Origin of the sequence: Devosia pacifica (assembly GCF_014652635.1) — a bacterium.
Taxonomy (GTDB): domain Bacteria; phylum Pseudomonadota; class Alphaproteobacteria; order Rhizobiales; family Devosiaceae; genus Devosia; species Devosia pacifica.
In genome coordinates this window covers 187,009-209,794 of the sequence record NZ_BMZE01000002.1, presented here as the reverse complement: position 1 = coordinate 209,794, position 22,786 = coordinate 187,009, and the positions used below count along the sequence as shown (strand labels likewise).

General features: G+C 60.7%; 23 protein-coding genes. 18 read left to right on the top strand and 5 right to left on the bottom strand.

Annotated features, from left to right (window positions below):
* Positions 1-149 precede the first annotated feature (149 nt).
* The 4 genes from IE127_RS08125 to IE127_RS08110 are packed head-to-tail and all read left to right on the top strand — an operon-like array spanning position 150 to position 2,958.
* Positions 150-422: a PepSY domain-containing protein gene (locus tag IE127_RS08125; protein WP_189425105.1), complete on the top strand. Its 273-nt coding sequence runs from the start codon at positions 150-152 to the stop codon at positions 420-422.
* Entirely contained in the window at positions 415-993 is a 579-nt protein-coding gene (locus tag IE127_RS08120) for a cytochrome b/b6 domain-containing protein (RefSeq protein WP_189425103.1), read from the top strand. Before IE127_RS08125 ends, IE127_RS08120 begins: the two co-directional genes overlap by 8 nt.
* Complete coding sequence (locus IE127_RS08115; protein ID WP_189425100.1) at positions 974-1,648, top strand: response regulator transcription factor; 675 nt, start codon at positions 974-976, stop codon at positions 1,646-1,648. The genes IE127_RS08120 and IE127_RS08115 overlap by 20 nt, the downstream gene beginning before the upstream one ends.
* Positions 1,645-2,958, top strand: coding sequence for a sensor histidine kinase (locus IE127_RS08110; protein ID WP_189425098.1), 1,314 nt, complete (start codon positions 1,645-1,647; stop codon positions 2,956-2,958). Before IE127_RS08115 ends, IE127_RS08110 begins: the two co-directional genes overlap by 4 nt.
* Here IE127_RS08110 and IE127_RS08105 read toward each other — a convergent pair whose 3' ends face one another.
* Positions 2,959-3,885 carry an AraC family transcriptional regulator gene (locus IE127_RS08105; RefSeq protein WP_189425096.1) on the bottom strand — a complete coding sequence of 309 codons (927 nt, stop codon included), beginning with the start codon at positions 3,883-3,885 and terminating at the stop codon, positions 2,959-2,961. It abuts the gene before it with no gap.
* A gap of 115 nt (positions 3,886-4,000) precedes the next feature.
* Here IE127_RS08105 and IE127_RS08100 point away from each other — a divergent pair, with 115 nt between their 5' ends.
* The 9 genes from IE127_RS08100 (at position 4,001) to IE127_RS08060 (ending at position 15,231) form a co-directional block, all read left to right on the top strand.
* Complete coding sequence (locus tag IE127_RS08100; RefSeq protein ID WP_189425094.1) at positions 4,001-5,119, top strand: zinc-binding alcohol dehydrogenase family protein; 1,119 nt, start codon at positions 4,001-4,003, stop codon at positions 5,117-5,119.
* Positions 5,120-5,352: 233 nt separating this feature from the next.
* On the top strand, positions 5,353-6,651 hold the full coding sequence (locus IE127_RS08095; RefSeq protein ID WP_189425092.1) for an ABC transporter substrate-binding protein: 1,299 nt from the start codon (positions 5,353-5,355) through the stop codon (positions 6,649-6,651).
* A 50-nt stretch (positions 6,652-6,701) separates the two neighbouring features.
* Positions 6,702-7,619 carry a carbohydrate ABC transporter permease gene (locus IE127_RS08090; RefSeq protein WP_189426055.1) on the top strand — a complete coding sequence of 306 codons (918 nt, stop codon included), beginning with the start codon at positions 6,702-6,704 and terminating at the stop codon, positions 7,617-7,619.
* Entirely contained in the window at positions 7,616-8,437 is an 822-nt protein-coding gene (locus tag IE127_RS08085) for a carbohydrate ABC transporter permease (protein WP_189425090.1), read from the top strand. The genes IE127_RS08090 and IE127_RS08085 overlap by 4 nt, the downstream gene beginning before the upstream one ends.
* 109 nt (positions 8,438-8,546) lie before the next feature.
* Entirely contained in the window at positions 8,547-9,590 is a 1,044-nt protein-coding gene (locus IE127_RS08080) for a LacI family DNA-binding transcriptional regulator (protein WP_189425088.1), read from the top strand.
* Positions 9,591-9,605: 15 nt separating this feature from the next.
* Positions 9,606-10,676, top strand: coding sequence for an ABC transporter ATP-binding protein (locus IE127_RS08075; protein ID WP_189425086.1), 1,071 nt, complete (start codon positions 9,606-9,608; stop codon positions 10,674-10,676).
* A gap of 12 nt (positions 10,677-10,688) precedes the next feature.
* Entirely contained in the window at positions 10,689-12,938 is a 2,250-nt protein-coding gene (locus IE127_RS08070; protein WP_244640046.1) for a glycoside hydrolase family 95 protein, read from the top strand.
* A 182-nt stretch (positions 12,939-13,120) separates the two neighbouring features.
* Positions 13,121-13,321: a hypothetical protein gene (locus IE127_RS08065; protein WP_189425084.1), complete on the top strand. Its 201-nt coding sequence runs from the start codon at positions 13,121-13,123 to the stop codon at positions 13,319-13,321.
* Positions 13,322-13,545: 224 nt separating this feature from the next.
* Complete coding sequence (locus tag IE127_RS08060) at positions 13,546-15,231, top strand: mechanosensitive ion channel family protein (RefSeq protein ID WP_189425082.1); 1,686 nt, start codon at positions 13,546-13,548, stop codon at positions 15,229-15,231.
* Between the two features lie 17 nt (positions 15,232-15,248).
* On the opposite strand, the gene IE127_RS08055 is transcribed toward IE127_RS08060, so the two are convergent.
* The gene (locus tag IE127_RS08055) at positions 15,249-16,616 is read right to left on the bottom strand and encodes a sensor histidine kinase (RefSeq protein WP_189425080.1); all 1,368 of its coding nucleotides are present in this window, start codon (positions 16,614-16,616) and stop codon (positions 15,249-15,251) included.
* Positions 16,613-17,164 carry a putative pterin-binding protein gene (locus IE127_RS08050; RefSeq protein ID WP_189425078.1) on the bottom strand — a complete coding sequence of 184 codons (552 nt, stop codon included), beginning with the start codon at positions 17,162-17,164 and terminating at the stop codon, positions 16,613-16,615. Before IE127_RS08050 ends, IE127_RS08055 begins: the two co-directional genes overlap by 4 nt.
* Before the next feature lie 232 nt (positions 17,165-17,396).
* On the opposite strand from IE127_RS08050, the gene IE127_RS08045 reads away from it, so the two are divergent.
* Both IE127_RS08045 and IE127_RS08040 read left to right on the top strand, forming a co-directional pair.
* Entirely contained in the window at positions 17,397-18,800 is a 1,404-nt protein-coding gene (locus tag IE127_RS08045; protein WP_189425076.1) for an FAD-binding oxidoreductase, read from the top strand.
* 284 nt (positions 18,801-19,084) lie between these two features.
* Complete coding sequence (locus IE127_RS08040; protein ID WP_189425074.1) at positions 19,085-19,294, top strand: hypothetical protein; 210 nt, start codon at positions 19,085-19,087, stop codon at positions 19,292-19,294.
* A gap of 2 nt (positions 19,295-19,296) precedes the next feature.
* On the opposite strand, the gene IE127_RS08035 is transcribed toward IE127_RS08040, so the two are convergent.
* Positions 19,297-20,337: a response regulator gene (locus tag IE127_RS08035; protein WP_189425072.1), complete on the bottom strand. Its 1,041-nt coding sequence runs from the start codon at positions 20,335-20,337 to the stop codon at positions 19,297-19,299.
* A gap of 231 nt (positions 20,338-20,568) precedes the next feature.
* Here IE127_RS08035 and IE127_RS08030 point away from each other — a divergent pair, with 231 nt between their 5' ends.
* Both IE127_RS08030 and IE127_RS08025 read left to right on the top strand, forming a co-directional pair.
* Complete coding sequence (locus IE127_RS08030) at positions 20,569-20,778, top strand: hypothetical protein (protein ID WP_189425070.1); 210 nt, start codon at positions 20,569-20,571, stop codon at positions 20,776-20,778.
* A gap of 181 nt (positions 20,779-20,959) precedes the next feature.
* Positions 20,960-21,121, top strand: a complete 162-nt coding sequence (locus IE127_RS08025) for a DUF1127 domain-containing protein (protein WP_189425068.1) — start codon at positions 20,960-20,962, stop codon at positions 21,119-21,121.
* 81 nt (positions 21,122-21,202) lie between these two features.
* On the opposite strand, the gene IE127_RS08020 is transcribed toward IE127_RS08025, so the two are convergent.
* Entirely contained in the window at positions 21,203-22,099 is an 897-nt protein-coding gene (locus IE127_RS08020) for an NAD(P)/FAD-dependent oxidoreductase (RefSeq protein WP_189425066.1), read from the bottom strand.
* Between the two features lie 234 nt (positions 22,100-22,333).
* Here IE127_RS08020 and IE127_RS08015 point away from each other — a divergent pair, with 234 nt between their 5' ends.
* On the top strand, positions 22,334-22,777 hold the full coding sequence (locus IE127_RS08015; protein ID WP_189425065.1) for an Rrf2 family transcriptional regulator: 444 nt from the start codon (positions 22,334-22,336) through the stop codon (positions 22,775-22,777).
* Positions 22,778-22,786 lie beyond the last annotated feature (9 nt).

Here is a 22,786-nt window from a genome sequence, read left to right as displayed (position 1 = left end):
CGCTAGCATCTGCATCCTGTCAACACGCTGTCAGGCAGACATTTTGAGTACGTCGAAAATCTGATGTCGCCGACAGCCGTCTGACAGCTTCGGCTCGCTAGAGGATGTTCATCGATTGGAACAAGCCAGTCGGAACATGGAGACCAAAAATGCAACTTCGCTACGCACTTGCCATTGCCGCCCTCGCCCTGTCGCCGGTTGCTGCCTACGCCAGCCCGAACTGCACGACAGAGTCGTCCGACAACTGGATGTCGAAACAGGACATGAAAACCAAGATCGAAGAGCTCGGCTACAAGATCAAGACGTTCGAGGTCACCGGCAACTGCTACGAAATCTACGGCTGGACCTCCGACGACAAGCGCGCCGAAGTCTATTTCAACCCCGTGACGGGCGACGTGGTCGAGGCTGAAATCGATGGCTGACCGTCAGGTCTCGGAAGCGGCGGATCCTCGATCCGCCGCATCGGTGCGGGTGTGGGATCCACTGGTGCGCCTGTTTCACTGGACCGTCGTGACGGGATGCATTCTCAACCTGTGGGTGTTGGAACATGGGCACTACTGGCATCGCGTGGTCGGCTATGTGGTTGCCGGTGCGGTTGTGGTCCGGATCATCTGGGGGTTCATCGGCACTCGCCACGCGCGGTTCGCGGATTTCGTGCCGTCTTCCAACCGCGTCGTGCGCCATATCCGCCAGGTATTGTCCGGGCGCGATCAGCGACGCCTCGGCCATTCCCCCCTCGGTGCAGTTGTGATGCTGACGCTGATGCTTTTGCTATTGGGGCTGGGGCTGACCGGCTGGATGATGGGACTGGATGCGTTCTGGGGAGACAAATGGCTTGAGCAGGTTCACGAAGTGCTTTCGAATGCCCTGATTGCCGTTGCTCTGGCCCACGCCACCGCAGCACTTGTAGAGAGCTATCGTCACCGTGAAAATCTGGTCTGGTCGATGATCACGGGACGCAAACGGGCTGCGGATGCGCATACTCCTGATTGAAGACAGCAAACGCCTGCGTGAACTGGTGTCCGAAGCCTTGCGGGCGGCCGGGTGGCAGGTCGACAGCTTCGAAAGCGGTGGCGAGGGCGAGGCAGCGCTCGCTGTCGCCGAATACGACTTGCTGGTGCTCGACCTAGGGCTCCCCGACACAGATGGGCTCGAGGTCTTGCGCCGGCTTCGCGGGTCGGGTTCGCGTATCCCCGTGCTCGTGCTGACCGCGAGAGGCGCTGTGGACGAGCGGATCGAAGGCCTAGATGCGGGCGCAGACGACTATCTGGTGAAGCCGTTCAACAATGGAGAACTCACCGCACGGCTCCGCGCCCTCTCCCGCCGCTCGCCAAACACGGTAATGCCGGAGCTGCGCGTCGGAGCGGTTGTCCTTCCCCTCAGTGGAACGCCCGCCAGTTGCGACGGCATCATGCTGGACCTGTCGCCGCGCGAACGCGAGTTATTGGAACTGCTCATGCGCAATGCCGGCAGCGTCGTCTCGAAACGCAAGATCGAACATTCGTTCTCGGAATTCGGCGACGAGAGCAGTGCGAACGCGGTCGAACTGACCCTGTCCCGGCTACGAAAACGCCTTGATGGCGTGACCACTGGCTTCACGATCGAGACCATCAGGGGCGTGGGATACATGTTGCGAGAAGCGCAATGATCGGCCCGCTCTGGCGGATTGTGGCCATCCGGGTCGTGCTGTTCGCGCTGTTGGCAGCAGTGCTGCAGGTCGGCATCGTCTTTGCAGACTACTACTGGAATGACGAGGAGCTGGCACGGCTACTGGTCGAACAGGAAACCGGCATCCTCGCATCTGGCGTGACGTCGCAGGGCACCACGACATTCCACATGCCGGCAGAACGCCAAGACCTCTATGGCGAGGCCGGTTACTACGCACGGGTGCGCACGGAAGCGGGCGCTGTGCTGTTTTCAGCCTGCGACGATGCGTGCGCCGCGCATTTTCTGCCGGCTTCAATTCGTGCCCCTGATTTCTGGACGCGGCTGTTGGCGCCGGGCAAGCCGTTGTCCGTCGCCGGTGGCGCCACATTCGAAAATGGCCAAACACCGATTGTCGTGGAGTTCGCCACGCTCGGTGATCCGGAAGGGCTTCTGTGGGATGTACTGCGGCACGAGATGCTGGATCACATGATCGTTCCAATGACGCTACTGCTGGTCTTCGTCATGGGCGGCACCATTGCCTCGATCATCACGGTCTTGCGCCCTGTCCGCGCCGCAGCGGAAACCGCGCGATCGATTGATCCGCTCGATGCCCACGCTGCCCTGCCGACCGCAAACATGCCCACCGAAATTGCGCAGCTCACCAGCGCGGTCAACGGTGCGTTCTCTCGCATCGGCGATCTGATCAGAAGCCAGAAACTTCTGACCTCGGCGATCGCGCATGAGGTACGAACGCCTTTGGCGATCATCAAGCTCGAACTTGAAAACATCGACCACCCGAGGGCCCGCAAGGCAGAGGCCGACCTCGATGAGCTGAACGAATTCATCGGCCAGCTCACGGCTCTTGCGCGGCTTGAGGCAATCGAGGCCTCTGAGTTCTCGACGGTGTCCAACAGCACCCTCGCTGAAGAGGCCGTCACCCAGATTGCGCCCTGGGTGTTCGCCAAGAAAGACTTCATTGCGCTCGAAGTGCAAGGCAGCGCTAGCGTTCACGTCTCCGCGAACCTGATGCGGGACGCTTTGCGCAATCTGATCGAAAATGCTGTCCGTCACACCCCGCCGGGCACGACGATTACCGTCTCCAGCCTCGCTGACGGTCAGATTCGCGTCGAGGACAATGGCGGCCTTGTACCGCCGACTTCACGTCCGCAAAGCAATCAGGGCAGCCTCGGCATCGGCCTTGCCGTCGTCGAGCGCGTCATCGCCCTCAACCGCGGCCGCCTGGTGGTCGATCGGCATCCCGATGGAATGCGCGCAAGCCTTGAGTTGCCAGTGGCACCACCACCGGCGTGATCAGGTGTTGTCGTGGAACAGCTTCCGTCCAACCGAGAACTGCCTTGGACCTTCGCCCATGATGCGTTTGAACGCTGATCGGAAAGCGCTCTCAGAGTCATAGCCAACCATAGTCGCCACCCTCGCGACCGTGGCGCCTTGGTTTGCAAGCTTGTCGGCCGCGATCAGCATGCGCCACCGTGTAAGGAAGTTCATCGCCGGTTCCCCCACCTTGTCTTTGAAGCGCACGGCAAAGCTTGAACGCGACATTCCTGCGATCGCAGCAAGCTCCGCCAGCGTCCAGCGGCGAGCCGGGTCCGCATACATCGCCCCTATGACACGACGCATCTGCGTGTCGGCGAGGGCGAACAGCCACCCGGTACTGTCATCGGAGCGCTCGGCAAGGTGAAGCCGCAACGATTCGATCAACAGGGTTTGTGCGAGATGTCCGGCGATCAACGTGCCGCCGGGTTGCGGCTCGCGCAATTCGCGCATCAGCCGGTCGATCAGCCAGCTCAGCGTGGCACGGGTCTGTTGCGAGCGGATGTGAACGATCGGCGGCAGGATTCCGAGCAGCTGTCCTGCATGAAGACCATTGAAACCGAAAAAACCACCAACGCCAGACGCGCTGCCACCGCCATTCAGTGTTCCCGTTTCACCAATGGGAAACGATGAGAAGAACGTCTCGGCATCGATCGACGCCGTTTCGGCGCCTCCATAGAGCCTAAACCCCAGCCGTCCCGGCAACAGAACCAGGTCGCCGGCACCAAGTTCTGTTAGCCCCTCCGTGCCATTCAAGGCGATCGTGGCCTGCCCGGACTGGATCGCGAAGCAATTGACACCGTCCGCCGGGGCAAACGCCAAAGACCAGTCGCCACCTGCATCAAGACCGCGAAAGCCGTAGCTACTCGGCTTCAACAGCGCCAAAACCTGGGACAGCGGATCCATAGCCACTCGTGGACGATCGAGCCGGTATTGTGGACGTCACAAGCTGTAAAGTCGAGAACTGCAGCGATATCGTCAGAGATAGGGGATAAATTCGACGACTTGGAAAGACACAAAAATGACGCAGAATATGGCCCTCTGGCTCTCAGCCAAGCGAGCGGAAATGCAGGTCGGCCCGGCTCCTGTTCCGCAACCTCAAGCCGGTGAAATCGTCATTCGTGTCCGCGCCGTTGCGGTGAACCCCTTCGACAGGCTGATCCAGACCGCAGGCGAGATCATGGTCCCGTATCTCAGCTATCCCGCAGTAATCGGCTCTGATGTCGCGGGGGACGTGGTGGCAGTTGGTGAAGGGGTCAGGCGATTCGCCATCGGCGACCGCGTTGTCGGCTACGCGGCCGGCAGCGATAAAGCCCGCAATCGCGCATCCGAGGGCGCGTTTCAGCTTTACGTTGTGCTGCTCGAGCACATGACGTCGCCGATCCCGCCGAAGCTGTCTTGCGAAAACGCGGCTGTCCTGCCACTGGCCCTTTGCACTGCGGCCAGCGCGTTGTTCCAGCGTGACTTTCTGGCGCTGCCCGCACCGGAGAGAGCCGCGCCGCGAAGTGGAAAGACGGTCCTGGTCTGGGGCGGCTCGACCAGTGTGGGTGTGAATGCTATCCAGCTGGCTGTTGCCGCGGGGTACGAGGTCGTCGCCACGGCGTCGCCGCACAATTTCGCCTACCTCAAGCAGCTTGGCGCAAAAGCCGTGCTCGATTACCGAAGCCGCACGATCGTTGCCGATATGATCGAGACGCTTCGGGCCCAGGAGATGGCCGGTGCGATCGCAATCGGCGCCGGCTCTTCGGCGCCCTCAATCGAGGTCATCGGCAACACAAAAGGTCGCCGCTTCGTCGCTCTCGCGACACCGCCCGCCGCGTTCGACCATGTTCCAAGAGGCACTGGTCATTGGCAGAAAATCATTCCCGTACTCGCCGGCGTCGCAACCGGCAATTCGGCGTTGAAACTGCATGCGCTGCGGCACGGCGTGCGCACCAAATTCATCTGGGGAAGCGCGATCGTCTCCAACGAAGTCGGACCGATGATCTTCAGGGATTTCCTGCCGAAGGCGCTCGCCGATGGCGCTTACATCGCTGCCCCGCTAGCGCAGACAGCCGGCCATGGGCTGGACGCGATTCCCATGGCATTCGAGCAGCAAAAGCGCGGTGTTTCAGCGGCCAAAATCGTCGTCACTTTATGATCTTTGACCCATGCCTGGGCATGGCCAAAGCCTACGAAAAATCTGGCAAGAATCGTCGGGCCGTCAACTGCGCCTGGTGCGATGACTTAAGAATTAAATCCATCCTTGTGGCTCCCCGATCCAGCCGCCCTCGATAAGCTCCTGGCGCGAGCCACTTGCAATGCGCAACAAAGTTGATATCGTTTCAAATAACTTGATCGAAGGAGTGACGATCAAGGTTGGAGGAGAAACCTATGACCCGAACAAGCCAACGCGGCGTGTCGCGCCGCGCTACCCATTTGCTTGCAACGCTCGCACTTGCTGCCGGCGTCGCAACGCCCAGCCTTGCGCAGGATGCCAGTGGCGAACTTGTCATTCTCAATTGGCAGGGCGGCGCTGAAGGCGATATGTGGGAGGTGCTGGAAGACGCGTTTGTCGAGCAGCATCCGGAAATTTCCATCCGCGAGCTTGAAGTGACCGTGCAGGGCGATGCCCGTGGTCCGATGCGCACCGCGCTCTTGAGCGGCGAAGTCGTCGATCTCATCATCAATACCTGGCCGGCCTTCCGCCGCGAGCTCGCCGAATCCGGCATCATCCAGCCGATTGATGACCTCTGGCAGGAATATCAGTGGGACGAGCAGCTCTCGCAGTCCTGGCGGGACCTTGGCGCCGTTGACGACGAGACATATGGCCTGACCTACACTTACGGCTATCGCTCAGGCATCTGGTATGAAACCGACCATATGGAGCAGGCCGGGATCGACGCACCACCAGCGACTTGGGAGGAATTCCTCGACAGCTTTGATGCGTTGCGCGGGGCCGGCTTCGAAGCGCCGGTGGCGATGCCGGCAAAGTACTGGGCGCACGCCGAATGGTTCGAAAGCCTGTTGTTGCGTACTGCCGGCGTAGAGTTTGCCGCGCAGCTCGCAGTACACGAAGTCCCCTGGACCGACCCGCAGGTCAAAGAAACGCTGATGACCTACGCGCAAATGCTCGAAGCGGGCTGCTGCGGGTCGGCTTCGCAGATGTTCGCCAATGACTGGGACGGCGAGGCCGACCAGATCTTCCAGGCGGACAACAAGAACTACCTGCTGATCGGCATGTGGATGAATGGCCGTGCCAAGAGTGAATACGGGCTCGAAGAGGGCGTTGATTACTCGCTCTTTGAATTCCCGGATCTCGGCAAGGGCCACGACGATACGGCAAGCGTTGACGCCAAGGAGCTGGTGCTGACGACGAACGGCAACAATCCGGAAGCCGCAGAGCTGTTCCTCGACTTCATGCTCTCCGAAACCGCAGCCGACATCTTGCATGAGAACGGCTACGCCTCCCCAAGCAACGAAGCCGATACCTCGCTGCTTGGCCCAGCACAGCAGATCGCAACCGAGGCCGTTTCCGGCTCGCAGGTGCAGTTCGTTCTCGGTGACTTGCTGCCGGGCGACTTCGTCGACGAGTACCGGGTCCAGCTGCAAAGGTTCCTGCAGGACCCGACTGAAGACACAGTGGACTCCGTGCTTCAGGCTCTCGAAGAGCAGGCTCAGAGCTCATACTGATGGCTCGCCCTGCTGCACACAGTACTGCGGCAGAGGTCAATAGCCAGGCTATGGCTGGTCTCGGGGGCGGGCGACGCATATCGCTCGCCCCCAGGGGGCCAAGGCTCAAGGACGTGCCTGCCGCCTGGATACTGATCACGCCGGTTATCGTGTTGTTCTCCATCGCGGTTCTGTATCCGCTGGTGGAAACAATTAGGCTGAGTTTTTTCGACATAGAGGGGCTTCGCCCCGCCGAATATGTCGGTGCCGGAAACTACGTCGAGCTGTTCTTCGACGCTGGCTTCAGAAACACCATCGTCACGACGCTCGTCTTCACGCTGGCGACCACGGCGATTTCCGTGTCGCTCGGCTGGTTTCTGGCCATGCTGTGCGCATTCGCGCCAGGCAGAACGCTTCCGTTCCGTGTGATGATCTTTGCGGCTTTCGGAGTATCCGAAGCGGTGAGTGGCTACATGTGGGTCAGCATATTCCGTCCGGACGAGGGCGGGTTGCTCAACACCATAGTTGGTGTGGTGTCTCCTGGCTTCTCCCATGCATGGCTTGGAGATCCGGGCACGGCATTGTGGGCCATCATCATTGCGGCCTCGTGGAGCGCGGTCGGCCTGCCGCTGATGCTTTGTTTCGCCTCTGTTCAGGCTATCCCCAAGACGGTTCTTGAAGCGGCGTATATGGACGGCGCCAAACCGCTCTCGATCATGCGCCACATCATGGTGCCGCTTTCCCTGCCCGGCGTGCGCGTTGCGATCTTCATCAACCTTCTGGGTGCACTTCGCGCCTTCGACATCATCTATGTGCTGACTGGCGGCGGACCGGTGCGCTCGACCGAAACCATCGGGTATTTCATGTATCGGGAGTCGATGACGCAGTTCAAACTCGGATACGGCGCTGCCGCGACCGTGGTGTTGCTGATTGCCGTGCTGATCATATCCATCCCTGCCATCATTCAACGGACAGCAGGTGCGAAATGATCGGACGCGCTCCCCTATGGCCGGTGCTGCTGGTCGCAATCGTTGCTGTTATCTGGATCATGCCGATCGTCGGCATTGTCGTCACCTCCATCAGGCCGCCCTCAGAAGTATCGCTTGGGTGGTGGCGGCTCGATGAAGTCAGTTTCACCCTCAGCGCCTGGCAACGCGTGTGGAGCGAGTATCCGCTCGCTCAGGCCTTTCTGGTGACTGCGGTGCTGGCGGGCGCCTCGACGCTTGCAACGATGCTGATGACCCCGGCAGCGGCGTATGCCTTCCACTTCTTGAAGTTTCCGTTTCGCCGGCTGCTGTTGATCATCATCATCAATGCGTTCGTTCTGCCACAGCAGGTGGTGATCATCCCGCTGTTCCAGCTGTGGCGCGATCTGGGGCTGATCGACAATTTCTTGTCGGTCATCATCCCATATGTCGGGCTGAGTTTCGCCTGGTCGATCTTTCTCGTTAAGAACTTCCTCGAAGACTTCCCGAAAGAGCTGATCGAAGCGGCTAAGATCGATGGCTGCAGCAGCATGTCGACTTTCTGGCACGTGGTGCTGCCAAACTCGCTGAGCCCGGTCTTCGCGGTTGGTATCCTGCAATTCCTGTGGACATGGAACGCGCTGTTGCTGCCCATGCTCTATCTGAGAACACAGGTGCCATTGCCGGTTCTGCTCACGCGCGTTTCCGGCACCTATGAGATCAACTGGGACCTTCGCTCGGTTGCGGCCGTGGTCACGATGGTGGTTCCGCTGATTATCTTCCTGATTTTCCAGCGCCAGTTCGCCGCCGGCTCGCAGACCCGTTCGGGGGCGAAGGAATAGACCATGCGGTCTTGGGCCGATCAAAAGTCTTCTTGCATCTTCATGTTCTGCTATCGCCTGTGTTTGCCGGCCCCTTCGGGCCGGCAACGGATAACGGGACACTGAGTGCATGTATCAAGACCAGCAACCAGGCGACGACAGACATGAGCGCCAGCCGACGATTGTCGATGTCGCCAACAGGGCAGGGGTGGCAATCGGTACGGTCTCGCGGCATCTGAACGGCCAGTCGGTCCGCATGTCCAATCGCGACCAGATCGAGCGCGCCATCGCCGAGCTTGGGTATCGTCGCAACTCGACTGCGGTGGCGATGAAGACCGACACGTCGCACATTGTCGGATTCATGGTGCCGTCGCTTGGCGAGTTCCACGCTGGCATTCTGGAGCAGTTGACCCGCAAGATGCGCCTTAACGGGCGTGCGGTGCTCTCTTTCTGCCATGACATGAAACCGCATCTGGTGCGCGAGGGGCTGGAGTTCTTCGCCTCGCACCGTGTCGACGCCGTAGTTATGGATGGCGAGGATGTCGTTCGCGCCGATCTGCTGCCCTACATTGAAAAGGGCCTCGTGGTCGCCCTTTACGACAACGATGTCGAAGGCATTCCTGTCGATCGCGTCTTTGTCGACAACCGCCGGGCGAGCGCGCGTGCAGTCGATCACCTTATTGATCTGGGGCACAGGCGGGTCGCAACCATCCGGGGCAACGAGCGAGACTATGCCGCCCGGGAGCGTCTCGCCGGCTTCAGGCAGGCATGTGATGCGCGGGGCGTCGTCGTCCCTCCCGAATATGTTGTTCACGGCAACTGGGGTGAAATCGGTGGCTATTTCGGCATTCGCGCGCTGATGGAGCTTGCCGAACCGCCCACCGCGATCTTCAGCGCCAATTACAACATGACCATCGGAGCCCTCACCTGGGCACAGGAAAACGGCGTCGTGCTGCCGCGCGACTTGTCTTTGGTGAGCTTCGACGATGTTCCTGCTTTCAAACTGCACAACCCGGGGATTACCGCGGTCGAACAGCCAATCGAGCGCTTAGCGGATACGCTCAGTTCCGTGCTCGATGCCCGTCTCGCGGATCCCGCCGTGATGGGCCGCCGCGAGATCAAGGTCGAGTGCAACATCATCCTTCGCGGATCGACCGGCCCCGTCCAGCAATAGCCTTGGGAGGAAACTATGGCTTCGGTAGAACTTCACGACGTCGGCAAGAAATACGGCAGCGCTGAAGTCATCAGCAACATGAACCTGTCGATCGACGACGGCTCGTTCACGGTTTTTGTCGGACCCTCGGGCTGCGGAAAGTCGACCCTGCTCCGCATGATCGCGGGTCTCGAGCCGATCACGGCGGGCGCCATCAATATCAATGGCGTGCGCGTCAATGATAAGGACCCGATCGAGCGTGGCGTGGCGATGGTGTTCCAGAACTATGCGCTTTATCCGCACATGACCGTGCGCAAGAATATCGGCTTCTCCCTGCGCATGGCCGGTCTCAGCAAGGACGAGATCGACACGCTTGTGACCCAGGCAGCGAGCACGCTGCAGATCGAGCCTCTGCTCGACAGAAAACCCGCGCAGCTATCCGGGGGGCAGCGCCAGCGTGTAGCGATCGGACGCGCCATTGTGCGGGATCCGGAAGTGTTTCTGTTTGACGAGCCGCTATCGAACCTCGATGCGGAACTGCGCGTCTCGATGCGTCTCGAAATCGCCAAGCTGCACCGCCGCCTCGGCGCAACAATGATCTATGTCACGCACGATCAGACCGAGGCGATGACGCTGGCCGACAAGATCGTCGTGCTGCGGGACGGCGTCGTAGAGCAGGTCGGTACGCCCGAAGAACTCTATGATCATCCAAACAACGAATTCGTGGCCGGCTTCATCGGCTCGCCCCGCATGAACTTTCTGTCTGCGCAGGTCTCCAACAGGCAAATAAAGCTAAGAGACGGAACAGTACTCTCCGTCGACGGGCTCGGGGATCACTCGGGCGATGTCCAGCTCGGCGTGCGCCCTGAACATGTGCAAATAGGTTCATCAAACAAGATGGCGGACCTAAAGGTCGACGTCGTCGAGAACCTCGGGGGCACTCGCTACCTCTACGGCACCTTGAGTAACGGCACAGCGCTGATCGTTGAGGCACGCGATACCCCCGGCATCAAGGCGGGCGACACCGTTCCGCTCGAGTTTCCCACCGAACGCCTGCACGTCTTCGACCAGCACGGGCAGAACCTGACACGACCTGCCAAGCCTTGAGGTCTCTTTATAATGCAGAATATCCTGTGGTACCCCACCCCGGCTCAGGAGTGGACGGACGCCTTGCCCATTGGCAATGGCCGTCTTGGAGCGATGGTCTTTGGTGGCGTCGCCGCTGAAGAATTTCAGCTGAACGAGGACACGTTGTGGTCCGGGGGGCCCTACCAGCCGGTAAACCCTGAAACGCTCGAGGCGCTTCCGACTATCCGGGATCTGATCTTCAGCGGGCGCTATGCTGAAGCCGAAGTGCTCGCGAACAGCCGGGCGATGGGGCGGCCATATCTGCAGACCTCCTACCAGCCTGCTGGCCGGCTGTTGTTCGATTTTTACCCTTCCACCCTGTTCTCGGATTACAGGCGCGAACTCGACATCGCGCGCGCGATAACAACGACCAGCTACAGGATCGGCGAGACACGTTATCTCCGTGAGAGCTTTGTGTCGGCTGCAGATGGTGTTCTGGTCGTCCGCCTCAGTAGCGATGGGCCAGAGCGTTTGTCGTTCGGCGTTGAGTTCTTCAGCGAACAGCCGGGAGAAGCACGCGCTGACCAGACGAGCCTCCACTACTCCGGCCAGAACCGTGGCGAACAAGGCATGGCGGGCGCGCTGAAATGGGCCTTGCAGGGGCGCATCAAGGCACAGGACGGAACGATCAGCTGCAGCGAGCGACGGATTGAAGTACGCGATGCCACCAGCGTTGTCCTGATGCTCGACATCGCGACGAGTTATGTGACGTATGAGGACGTCTCCGCCGATCCGGTTTTGCGCATCGAAGAGCGGCTCGATGCCGCCGCCAACAAATCGTTCGAAGACCTTTACGAGGATCACCTCGCCGCTCATCAGGCGCTGTTCGACCGGTTTTCCATCGATCTCGGCGAAACCGACTCCGCGCGCCTGCCGACCGTGAAACGCATCGAGGACTTCCATCTGCGCCAGGACCCTGCTCTGGCAGCGCTCTACGTCCAGTATGGCCGCTATCTGATGATCACCAGCAGTCGTCCGGGCACCCAGCCGGCAAACCTGCAGGGCATCTGGAACAAGGAAATCCGGCCGCCCTGGGGCAGCAAGTACACGGCCAACATCAACCTCGAGATGAACTACTGGCTGGCGGACCCGGCCAACCTTGCGGAGTGCTTCGAGCCGCTCTTGGCGCTCATAGAAGACCTCGCAACGACCGGCCAGCAAATCGCCAAACACCATTACGGCGCACGCGGCTGGGTCTTGCACCACAACACCGACCTGTGGCGCGCAACCGCCCCGATCGATGGTGCACAGTGGGGCCTTTGGCCCATGGGCGGAGCCTGGTTGTGCGCACAAGCCTGGGACCATGTCGCCTATGCCGGCTTCCCTCCGGCGCTGATCGAACGGCTCTATCCATTAATGAAGGCATCGGCAGAGTTCTTTCTCGATACCCTCGTGCCCCTGCCGGGCACGGATCTGATGGTGACCAACCCCTCGCTGTCACCGGAAAATATCCATCCGCACGGCGCCACCATTTGCGCCGGGCCGGCAATGGACACCCAGATCCTGCGCGACCTGTTCGATGCCGTGTGCGACGCGTCACACCGACTTGGCCGCGACGCGCAGTTCAGCGACGAGATCAAGGCAATGCGGGGCCGCCTCGCTGAAGACCGCATCGGCGCGGAAGGTCAACTGCAGGAATGGCTGGAAGACTGGGATATGCAGGCCCCTGAAATCCATCACAGGCACGTCTCACATCTGTATGCCGTCTATCCGGGCCGTCAGATCACCCCGCGCAAGACCCCCGAGCTCGCCGCCGCCGCCCGCAAGTCGCTCGAAATCCGCGGTGACGATGCCACCGGCTGGGGTATTGGCTGGCGGATCAATCTGTGGGCGCGCCTGCTGGACGGGGACCACGCTTATGAGGTCGTCGAACGACTGCTGCATCCAGACCGGACATACGCCAACCTCTTCGACGCGCATCCGCCGTTCCAGATCGATGGTAATTTCGGCGGCGCCGCCGGCATCCTCGAAATGCTGGTCCAATCCGATGGTGAGACGATCGAGCTTCTTCCCGCTCTGCCGAGTGCCTGGCCATCAGGACACGTTCGCGGATTGCGGACGCGCGCCGGAGCGACGCTCGACATGAGCTGGGCAAATGGCCGCCCCACAGCCCTCGTCATCGACGCCGAGAGCGAGAAATCGGTTACGCTGGTTATCGCGGGCTCTACGCTGAAGTGTGAACTAACAGCCGGCAGGACCGATCTTTCGGATCAAATTCGCGGCGCAGGTTTGGCGGGTTGAGGACAAACGGCAGGGATGGCGTGTCGCCTAATGAGCGTTACGCGATCGGGCGTTCTCAACTCTCAAATTCGATGAGCTGATCGAAACTGCCGTACGGCATCATCTCGGACGCATAGGCTTCCACAGAGATCAAGCAGCTCATCGAGCAGTCGGTCAACGAAGTGAAAGGCGGAACACGCCTCGTGGCAGGGACCACCGAAAAGCTGACGCTATTGCTGGATCGGGCCCGCGAAAGCGAGCGGTTGATGAAGACCATAGCCGAGGACAGCCTTTCCCAGGCAAGCCTGCTCGACCAGACTGTTGAGGTGTTCACGCTCACTCCGTCCTTTGTCGATTCCAATGCGCCGGTGCGGGCGCGGCAGCAGCGAGTCAGGGCTGCATGATGCTGCTGCCGGTCTTTCGCTGTGTATATCATAAATGTAAGGCAGGTTATTTGAGCCTGTCGAAGATGAACGCGAATCTGTTGATAGATAAGCGCTAAGACTAGCCCGAACGAGAGTGGCCAATTCAGTCGAGGGAACCGATTCTTTGCCCTTGCGTCTAGAAGCAGGTGCGTGCGCGATCCGGCGGCCACCGATCTATGTTTCTGACTTCGAGGGCTTGCTTCATGTTTCGACCGGCGCTTCGCCTCGTCCTGTTGTTCCTCTTGGCTCTAAGCGCCCAAGGTGCGGCGGTTGCGCAGGAGGGGAGCGGAACGCGGTTCTTTGAGGTCGAAGAGCTGAACGCGGGACTTGCGCCGCCGCCGGAACAGCTTAATCGCGACACCCCGCAAGCGACCCTCGAAGCCTTTTACGCCCTTGCCGAGCGCGAGGACTGGCAGAATGCGGCGCATTTGCTCGATCTTTCTCCAGTGCCCGAAGTGCAGCAGGCGCGCCTGGGGCCGCGGCTTGCAGAAATGCTCTACAACATTCTGCAGCGCGGCATGGTCATCGATTGGGGGAATCTGCCCGACCGTCCGGATGCGCTGGACGCGTTCAGCTCTTCAAGCGCGCCGCTTTCGGGCGAACCGAGGCGCAGCATCAGGCTGAGCCTCATCGATCTCGACAACTACGCCGTGCCGGTGCGTGTTGCCCGGCTCAAACCGGAGAACGCTGATCCTGCCTGGGTGTTCTCCCAGCAGACCGTCGAGAACATCCCGCAAATGCACGAGATCTACGGGCCGACGCGCTTTGAGCAGATGCTGCCCGGCTTTTTGCAGCAGACGGCGTTTTGGACGCTCGCGTGGTGGGAGGTCGTTGCGCTTCCAGTGCTTGTCCTTCTGGCACTGCTCGCAGCCGCTTTCACCTATCGTGCGATCGGGGCGGTACACACGCGCTCGACGATCAAGCAGGCCAATGTCATCCTCGACACGCTCCGTTTTCCAATGGCGCTGCTGATCTTTGTCGCGACATTTGTTGTGACACGCGAGGCGGCATTCACCTTCTCAGGCCCGGTCAACGCGGTGCTCGGTCCGATCCAGACGGTGCTGATCATCATCGCGGTTGCGCTGATAGCAGTCCGGATCGTCGATGGCATTCTCGATCAGGTGGCGCGACGCAATCTTGAATCGATGAGTGAGCAGGAGAACGCCGACGAGCGGGATCTTTATACCAATATCTCGGCGGCAAGGCGGGCAGCCATTGTCATCGCGTTCCTGTTCGGGCTGGGGCTGATCATCTTGCAGCTCAACGTCGATGAAACGCTCGGCTTTTCCCTCATTGCATCGGCCAGCGGCATCGGTCTGATCCTCGCCTTCGCCGCCCGCAAGGGCCTGGCGGACGTGATGGCAAGCCTGCAGATCGCCATCTCCAAATCTGCTCGGATCGGCGATGCCGTGCTGTTCGCGGGCAATTGGTGCTATGTCGAAAAGATCAAGTTCACCTACGTCCAGTTGCGCAGCTGGGACGGTCGCAGGGTTATTGTCCCGGTCAGCACATTCACCTCCGAGCCTTTCGAAAACTGGTCGAAATCAGATTCCAGCATGATGGGGCTCGTGGTACTTAACCTCGATCATCGAGCCGATGTCGACAAGCTGCGCAAGCCCTTCGAAGAGTTTGTGGCAGAGGATGAGGATGTGCTCGATGAGGAGTCCTGCGCCATTCAGGTCGTCAGCCAGGACGCGCGCACCATGCAGATACGTCTGATGATGGGCGCCGCTGATCCGACGAAGGCCTGGAACCTGCACTGCCGCGCCCGCGAATTCATGCTCAAGACAATCTCACGGCTTGAAGATGAAGCCGTGGCTGCAGGCAAGAGCGAGGCCGGCTTCCTGCCCCGCGAACGCGAAATGCAGATGAGCTCGAGTGCATCCTGATCTAGGCAAATGCTGCGTCACTTGGACCCGAGAAGGTCGCTGCTGGCACTGTGCGAGCCTGCTTGTGGCGTCTGGCGAAAGGGAAACGAGAGCGTGAACGTCGAGCCTTTTCCCTCGATGCTTGATACATCCAGCCGGCCGCCATGCAGCGCCATGATCTGCGCCACGAAATTCAGCCCGATTCCGGTTCCTGGTATGCCTTCGGCGGTGCGGGCCCGGAAGAACCGCTCGGTGACGTAATCAATCTCGTCTGCGGGAATGCCGACGCCGCTATCCTCCACACTGATCGCCACGTCCCCGGCCAGATGCTCGCCCCGGATGATCACGAGCGTACTCGCATCCGAGTATTTGAGAGCATTGGAGACAAGGTTCTGAAGAGCCTGTTCCAACAAGGTCGGATCCACATTGGCGAGCCGCGGCAAGCCTGCCAGTACCAGCTCGATACGCGTCTGGTCTTCCTCCGGCTGATTTTCACGCACGCTGGTGACGAGCTGGTGCAGGTCAAACGGACGCGAATGGAAGCTGATCTCGCCCTGATCGAGGCGCGCGGCATTCAGCGTGCTCTCCATCAGGCGTGTCAGGCGCTGACAGGCACGGCGGATCTTGGTGACGCGCTCCGAGATTTCGTCCTGTGTCATCGAAGCGCCGCGCCGGAGCATGCGCTGGGCGCTTGCGTCGATGATCGACAGCGGCGTGCGGAACTGATGCGATACAACCGAGGTAAAAGCGCGGTGAAGCCTTGAGACTTCGCGCTCGTGCTGCAGCGCCGCCTCCGCGCGAACCGCCGTGCGAAGACCGCGCACCACGATTATGGCGACGAGGATCCCTGCAGCGATCGTCGCGATGAGATAGGCGAGAAGTTCGAACAATATCTGGCGACGCGTTTCGCGTACCGTATCCTGCCGTTCCCGACCATCGAGCATACCGGCATTGGCGAAGTCGCGCATCACCAGGGCAATGGAATTACCCATCTCGTGCAGTGCGCTCGCGGCCCCCGGTTCGCCCAATTGCGCAAGTTGTGGGCGCTGTGCCTCGAACTGACGCCGTGCCTCCATCAGTTGCTCGTCAAACCCCATGGCGGCAACACGGGCTGGCATCTGGCCTTCCTCGAAGAGGCGAAGGCGACTATCGAGCAGGTCGAAACGCAGCACCACGTCCTCGCGCGAGGCGCGGCCAAGATCGAACAGGAGCGCGGAATCGGCGAGGCGCATCGCCTCATACTGACCCTGGCTCGAGAACCAGATCACACCCTCTGCCGGCTCGCCCGCCAGACGGCTCTCATTGAGGGACAGCCTCGTCACTGCCGCCAGCAGCAGCGCAAAAAGGACAGTCAGCGCCAATGCCGCGGCGAGAAAAGGCCGCGACGCCCACGGCCTGCGTCTCATTGCACGTTCAGGGCCTTTAGCTGCCAAACCCAGCGATCGTGCAAACGCCTGTCCTGCAACGCTGGCTGATCGTCGCGCGGGTAGACGATCCAGATCGGTCCCTTGTCACTGACCTGCATCTCCTGCCCGTTCATCTCGGTGGCCAGAAGCACGTCGTAATTCAGAAAATCGTCGATAGGCACCGAGACGGTGTAATCGTTGAGTGCTGAAGCCTCGACAACTGTTCCTTCGGCCGCAACACGCTCGAGAACCGTTCGGGCGAGAACGCCATTGAACACCGGCACACCATCGGTCCACGGGGTGGATGTGCTGATTTCCGTCATGCCGAGTGCATAGAGCATTTCGCGGTCGAAGACGGCACCGGCCTCGCTGTTAGTGACGCCGATATTGCCGCTGACCGTCAGCAGCACCGGTCCAGTGGGCGCGGGCAGGGGCTCCGCTTGCGCCAATGCCTGCGCACTGGCCGCCAGGAGCAGGCCCAGGGCGATGCCCAACCGCCTGCTGGTGAGCGCCCCCAGCAGGCGTCGTATCCTGTTCGTGAAAGACATAACCAACGCCTCAACAGTCGTTTGGGTGAGAACGACTATTTACGACGTAGCAAACCCGACTGCATCAAGAATCTTTAACAGCAGCCGATTGAGGAGCACTTTGTGAGGCGCCGTCAAAACCGGAAGATCTGAATTCGACCACGCCCCCACAAACGGGTGGGGAAGGCAATTCGAAGGTTCATTATCACGCCCCCCAGAAGCGCCGGATGGCGCTGTTCAACGGAGCAATAAAATGAACGTCCATTTGCGCGTGGGGAGCCCCACGGTAAGTCCCTTACTGGCATTGAGCATCGAAGCGCTTGCGTCGCGGTTGGAAGGACGGCTGGTGACGGCCGACAGCGCCGATTATGATGAACTGCGCTGCCTGGCCAGTAGCAACTGGGACCACTATCCGATCTTCGTCGCACGTGTAGCGAACGCTCCTGACGTGGCCGACGTCGTCGACTTTGCCCGGCGCAACCAGCTCGAGATTGCGGTGCGCAGCGGCGGCCATTCAGTGTGCGGTCACAGTGCCAGCCACGGCGGCGTCGTGATCGACATGCGCGAGATGACGAGCCTTGATATCGATCTCGAACGCATGACGGTGTGGGCAGGGGCGGGGCTGACAGCCGGCGAAGTCTGTGCCGCGCTCGACCAGCATAATGTCGTGGTCGGCTTTGGAGATTCCGCCACCGTTGGTATTGGCGGGCTCACACTGGGTGGCGGTGTCGGCTATATGGCGCGCAAGCACGGCCTTACCATCGACATGCTGATCGCGGCTGAAATCGTCACTGCATCGGGCAGCATCCTGACGGTGGACGAAACCCACCACGCTGATCTGTTTTGGGCGTTGCGTGGCGGCGGCGGCAATTTCGGCATCGTGACGCGGTTCTGCTACCGCCTCAATCCGCTACCGGAGTTCACTGGCGGACCACTGATCCTGCCGGCAACGCCAGAGGTTCTCGCCGGCTTCATTGCTTGCGCCAAGGCCGCGCCGGATGAACTGACGACCATTCTCCTTGCCATGCCCGCGCCGCCCTTGCCGTTTCTGCCAGCTGACCTCATCGGCAAGACGGTGCTGCTGGGCATGATGGCTTATGCTGGTCCGCAAGCCGATGCACAAAGTGCACTTGAGCCGTTCCGGTCTCTCGCCACGCCGATTGCAGATCTCGTGCGCCCCGGTCCTTACAGCATGATGTATCTGCCGGAAGATCCGTCGATGCGTCCGACTATCTCGATCAGGACGCTGTTCAAGGATGAGATCAACCGCGATGAAGCCGCTGAAATCCTCAAGCAGCTTGAGCGCTGCGATGCCCCGATGCGCATGGCGCAAATACGGGTGCTGGGGGGAGCGGCATCGCGCGTTCCGGCTGCAGCCACGGCCTATGCGCATCGCGATGCACAGATGCTTGTGGGCTTTCTTGCCATGGATGGCAGCGTCGAGGCCGCAGCACGGCACGACAACTGGGCAAGCGACTGCGTCAAGGCAATGGGCGGCGCGACGCGCGGCACCTATGTCAATTTTCTCGCAGATGAAGGCGAGGAGATGGTGCGTTCGGCCTATCCCGGCGAAACCTGGGAACGCCTGCGCAAGATCAAAAAGACCTATGACCCGACCAATCTGTTCCGGCTGAACCAGAACATTTCGCCGGCCTGAAGCCAGTCGATCGAAAGGGTCACGTGCGCCGGTGCAGCAATGTACCGGCGCATTTCTTTGCGTGGGTTTCATAAAGCGAGCTTTTTCCATGCCCGCCCACCCGTTTGGGGGGCGAAGCAGGGGTGAACAAGTGGTTAATGGCGCCATCGATGCACACTGCATCCTGGATCATCGGATATCACAATCATGCACCGCACCGTCCTGTTGGCGGGCCTTTATATGCTCGCCCTTGCCCTCATCGCCCTACCCTACGGCATGGCCGCCTGACACCCTTGGAGATAGCAATGCCCACCCTGCCGCCAATTGTCGAAGTCGACGAACGCCAGTTCCCTGAGCTCCGTGATGTCTTTCTTGCCATTGATGCCGGGATCGCGGCGCTTGTCGCGAGTGACCCGGCTTTCAGACCGAAACGCGCGCACAGGCGGCGTATGCGGATCGCCAAATCGGGTCGTGCCGCCCTGCGCAGGACCCGCGTGCAGCGCAAGGCCGCCTGATGTCAGTTCGAGCCCAGCGCAACGGGGTTCGAAATGAACAAACTGATGAGGTCGGCCTGGCGATCGGTCTCGGTTTTCCGGAACAGGTTCTTGAGCGTATAGCTCACCGTGTTGCGGGACAGGCCGAACTCGTCAGCGATCTCATCGAGCCGCAAGCCGCGCACCAGCGCAAGCGCCAGGCGGGTCTCGGCAGGCGACAGGCCGTAGAGTTGCGCTATGGCCGCCGTGGCGTCGCTCGAGCGCCATTCCGGGTCTGTCACAAACAGCCCGACCACCGGTTCCCCGGCTTCTGCCGGCCCGCGGCCAAGAGGACAGGCAACAGCGATCAACGGTCGCCTGCCACTGTCCCGCGTTAGTGCCACCGCCTCGCTGCCTTGCCGGTTGCCAGCGCTGGCGCGGGTGATCGCCGTCTCAATGATGTGACGTAGCGCCTGCGTCTGTTGCGGCTTTTCCCCGCGCAACAAGCCCTCTCGCGATAGGCTGATGCCATCGGCCTCGTCGAGCAGCTCATCTGCTCGCCTGTTGCGGAACAGCACCCGCCGTTCAGCATCTATCAAAAACACCCCGACAGCCATGCGATTAAGGGCCTCGTCGGCGCCGAGCAGACCCGCGCGCAGGCCTTTGCCTTCGCCAGGACCTTGCGCGTCGTGCTGTCTAACGCCCTTGATCCGCGCTACCTGATCAAGCCGCGCAGCGATGGTGATCAGCATCAGATCGAAGTCGATGGGTTTGGTCAGATAGTCATCAACGCCTGCCTGCTTGCCGGCGATAATATCCTGTCGCCCGGCAAGGGCGGTCAGGAAGACGAAGGGCAGTTCGCCAAGGCCCTGCTCCTGTCGGACCTGCCGCAACAGCTCAAGCCCGGACATGCGCGGCATGGTGATGTCGCACAGCACAAGATCGTAACGCTGAGCGCGCAGCAGGGCCAGGGCGTCGTGCCCGTTGCCGGCCTCGTCCACCACATACCCGTTGGCGACCAGTTCTTCGCATAGATCAGCCCGAAGATCGGCTTCGTCTTCGACGCAAAGTATTCTCGCGCTCATGAGCCTGCGGCGTCCGCACACCCCCAAAAGGGCCCGGCTTTGGCCCGATCACTATAGCGTATTGCTCAGCTTGGCGGCTAAATCCAAGAAAAAGTGCGGCGTCGGCGCTTTTTCTCTGATGCAGCAATAAAGCTGCTGCCTTCGGTACTTGCGCACCCACTCGTTTGGGTGGCGACGACGCAGCGGCCGATGTGGTCATCAGGCGCATTCAAGTAAGAGCGGATCAAGATCATGCCCAGCGTCGACCACGACCTTCCCATTACCGTCTATGTATTTGTTGGCATGCTCGCCATTGGCCAGGAGCTGGGAGATCTGCGCGCAGCATTGCTTCTGGCCATCGGTTTCGCTGTTCTCGCATGCATCGTTTCGATGCTGGCGCCTCCGGTCATGCGCCGTCTCAAGTGCCCCGGCCCCCGCAAACGGGTGGGGCGCTCACGTTAACACCACGTTAACGTCACGATATCAGCGCCGTTGATGCGGCTCCTGACCTCCAAATCACTTGCCGCCCGCGCATTTGCCGGGCGGCTTTTTTCTTTCAAGAGCGTCGCAAAGCCCGCCCAAACGGGTGGGGCGGCAGGACTTTCGGCGGTCTAGAAGCCGGCATCCTCAATGGAGCTCAAAAATGATCAACCCTTTCGACACCTGGCGCGAGAAGCGCCACATTCGCATGACGCAACAGCAGCTTTACGGACTTAGCGACAGGCTGCTCGACGATATTGGCCTCACCCGCGACGAGATCGCGCGTGTCGGGCGCAACGGACTGCCACGCCGCGGCCAGCTCTAGTGCCCGGATCGACGACCTCGACCTCGGATCAAGCCTTTGGGCTCACCCGGGGCCGGGGCATGAGGAGCGGGAAGCACCCGTTCAAGCGTCAAACGCCAAGGAGCGGTGGATCGCTGTTCCGGCCATTACGCCGTCGGCACAGGCAAAGGTTATGCTGTGGCCCTGCCGGGTAATGTCGCCTGCAGCGTAGACGTGCCTGATGCTGGTCATCTGCAGTGCATCAACCGTGATTGTGGAGCCGAGAGGCGTTGCCTCGACCTCGCAGCCCAACTGTTCGGCGATGGGGCTGTTGAAGTGATTGCGCGGCGCGATGAACAAGGCATTGAGCGCTCGGCTTCGACCGTCCGCGAGCTCGATCCCCGACAGGCTGTGCCCCTCGCCATGAAGGCTAACGACCGGCGCGGGCTCTATGGTGACGCCGCGACGCTCGAGTGCCTCAGCCGCCTCAGGCTCCAGCGTGCCGCCATTGAGATAGAAGGTGGTCGGTCCCCACTCCGAAATCAGTGCCGCCTGATGGTGCGACATCTCCATAAGGTTGAGGACACCGAGCTGTTGGTCACTGAACTCGTAGCCGTGGCAATAGGGGCAATGGAGCACCGAGCGCCCCCAACGCTCCGCAACACCCGGCAGATCCGGGAGTGTGTCGGAGATGCCGAAGGCCAGCAGTGTGCGAGGGGCGGTAATAACCGCGCCACTTTGTAGACGCACCGAAAGGATCTCGCCATCCAGGCTGGCGTCGACCGCAGCATCTTCCAGAAACGTTACGCTCGGGTAGGCGGCCACCTGTTTGCGCATCGTTGAAAGAAGCTCGCCCGGGACGCTGCCATCATGCGCGAAAAACCCGTGAGAGTGAGTGGCGAAGCGATTGCGCGGCCTGCCGTTATCGAGGATGCAGACCGATTTGCGGGCTCGGGCCAGGTAGAGTGCCGCCGCAAGACCGGCGAAACTGCCGCCAATGATGATCGTGTCGTAATGCATGGAAAGTCCTTCAAGGTCTGCGCGATGGCCGGCATCGGAAGGGGAAATGACCGGTCAAGACTGGACATGGGAGCGCAAGAATGTATCAGATGGAGCTGCATAATCGGTCGTGTGCAGTATATGTATCATCAAGTGATACATAACTGGTTGCTTGGCGTCAATCGCTTCGGCTCTGCGTCAGAGATCATAAGCACGCGCGGCAAAAGCGCTGACACCCACTTCACGGGAGCTTGGATGAATAAGGACACTAGGCTTTCAGATGTGCTGCATGTCTTGCTGCACATGGCCCAGTTCGATGAACCTCTCACTTCGGAGGTGCTCGCGGCGAGCATGGGCACCAACCCGGCCGTTTTCCGTCGAACGATGGCAGGGCTGCGCGAGGCGGGATATGTGCGATCCGGCAAGGGCCATGGCGGCGGCTGGCAGCTGAACCAGCCGCTCAACGAAATTACCTTGCTGGCAGTCTACGAAGCCCTCAACCGGCCGACATTGTTCGCTATCGGCAATCGCAGCGAGCGACCGAACTGTTTGATCGAGCAGAAGGTCAACGCGGCGCTCTTCGACACCATGGCGCAAGCGGAGGCATTGTTCGTCGAGCGCTTCGCCAGCATCACGCTCGACCAGCTGGAGCCGGACAAGATGGAGCCGCTGTCGCGCCATTGCCGCAAGGCCGGATGAGCAAGCAGG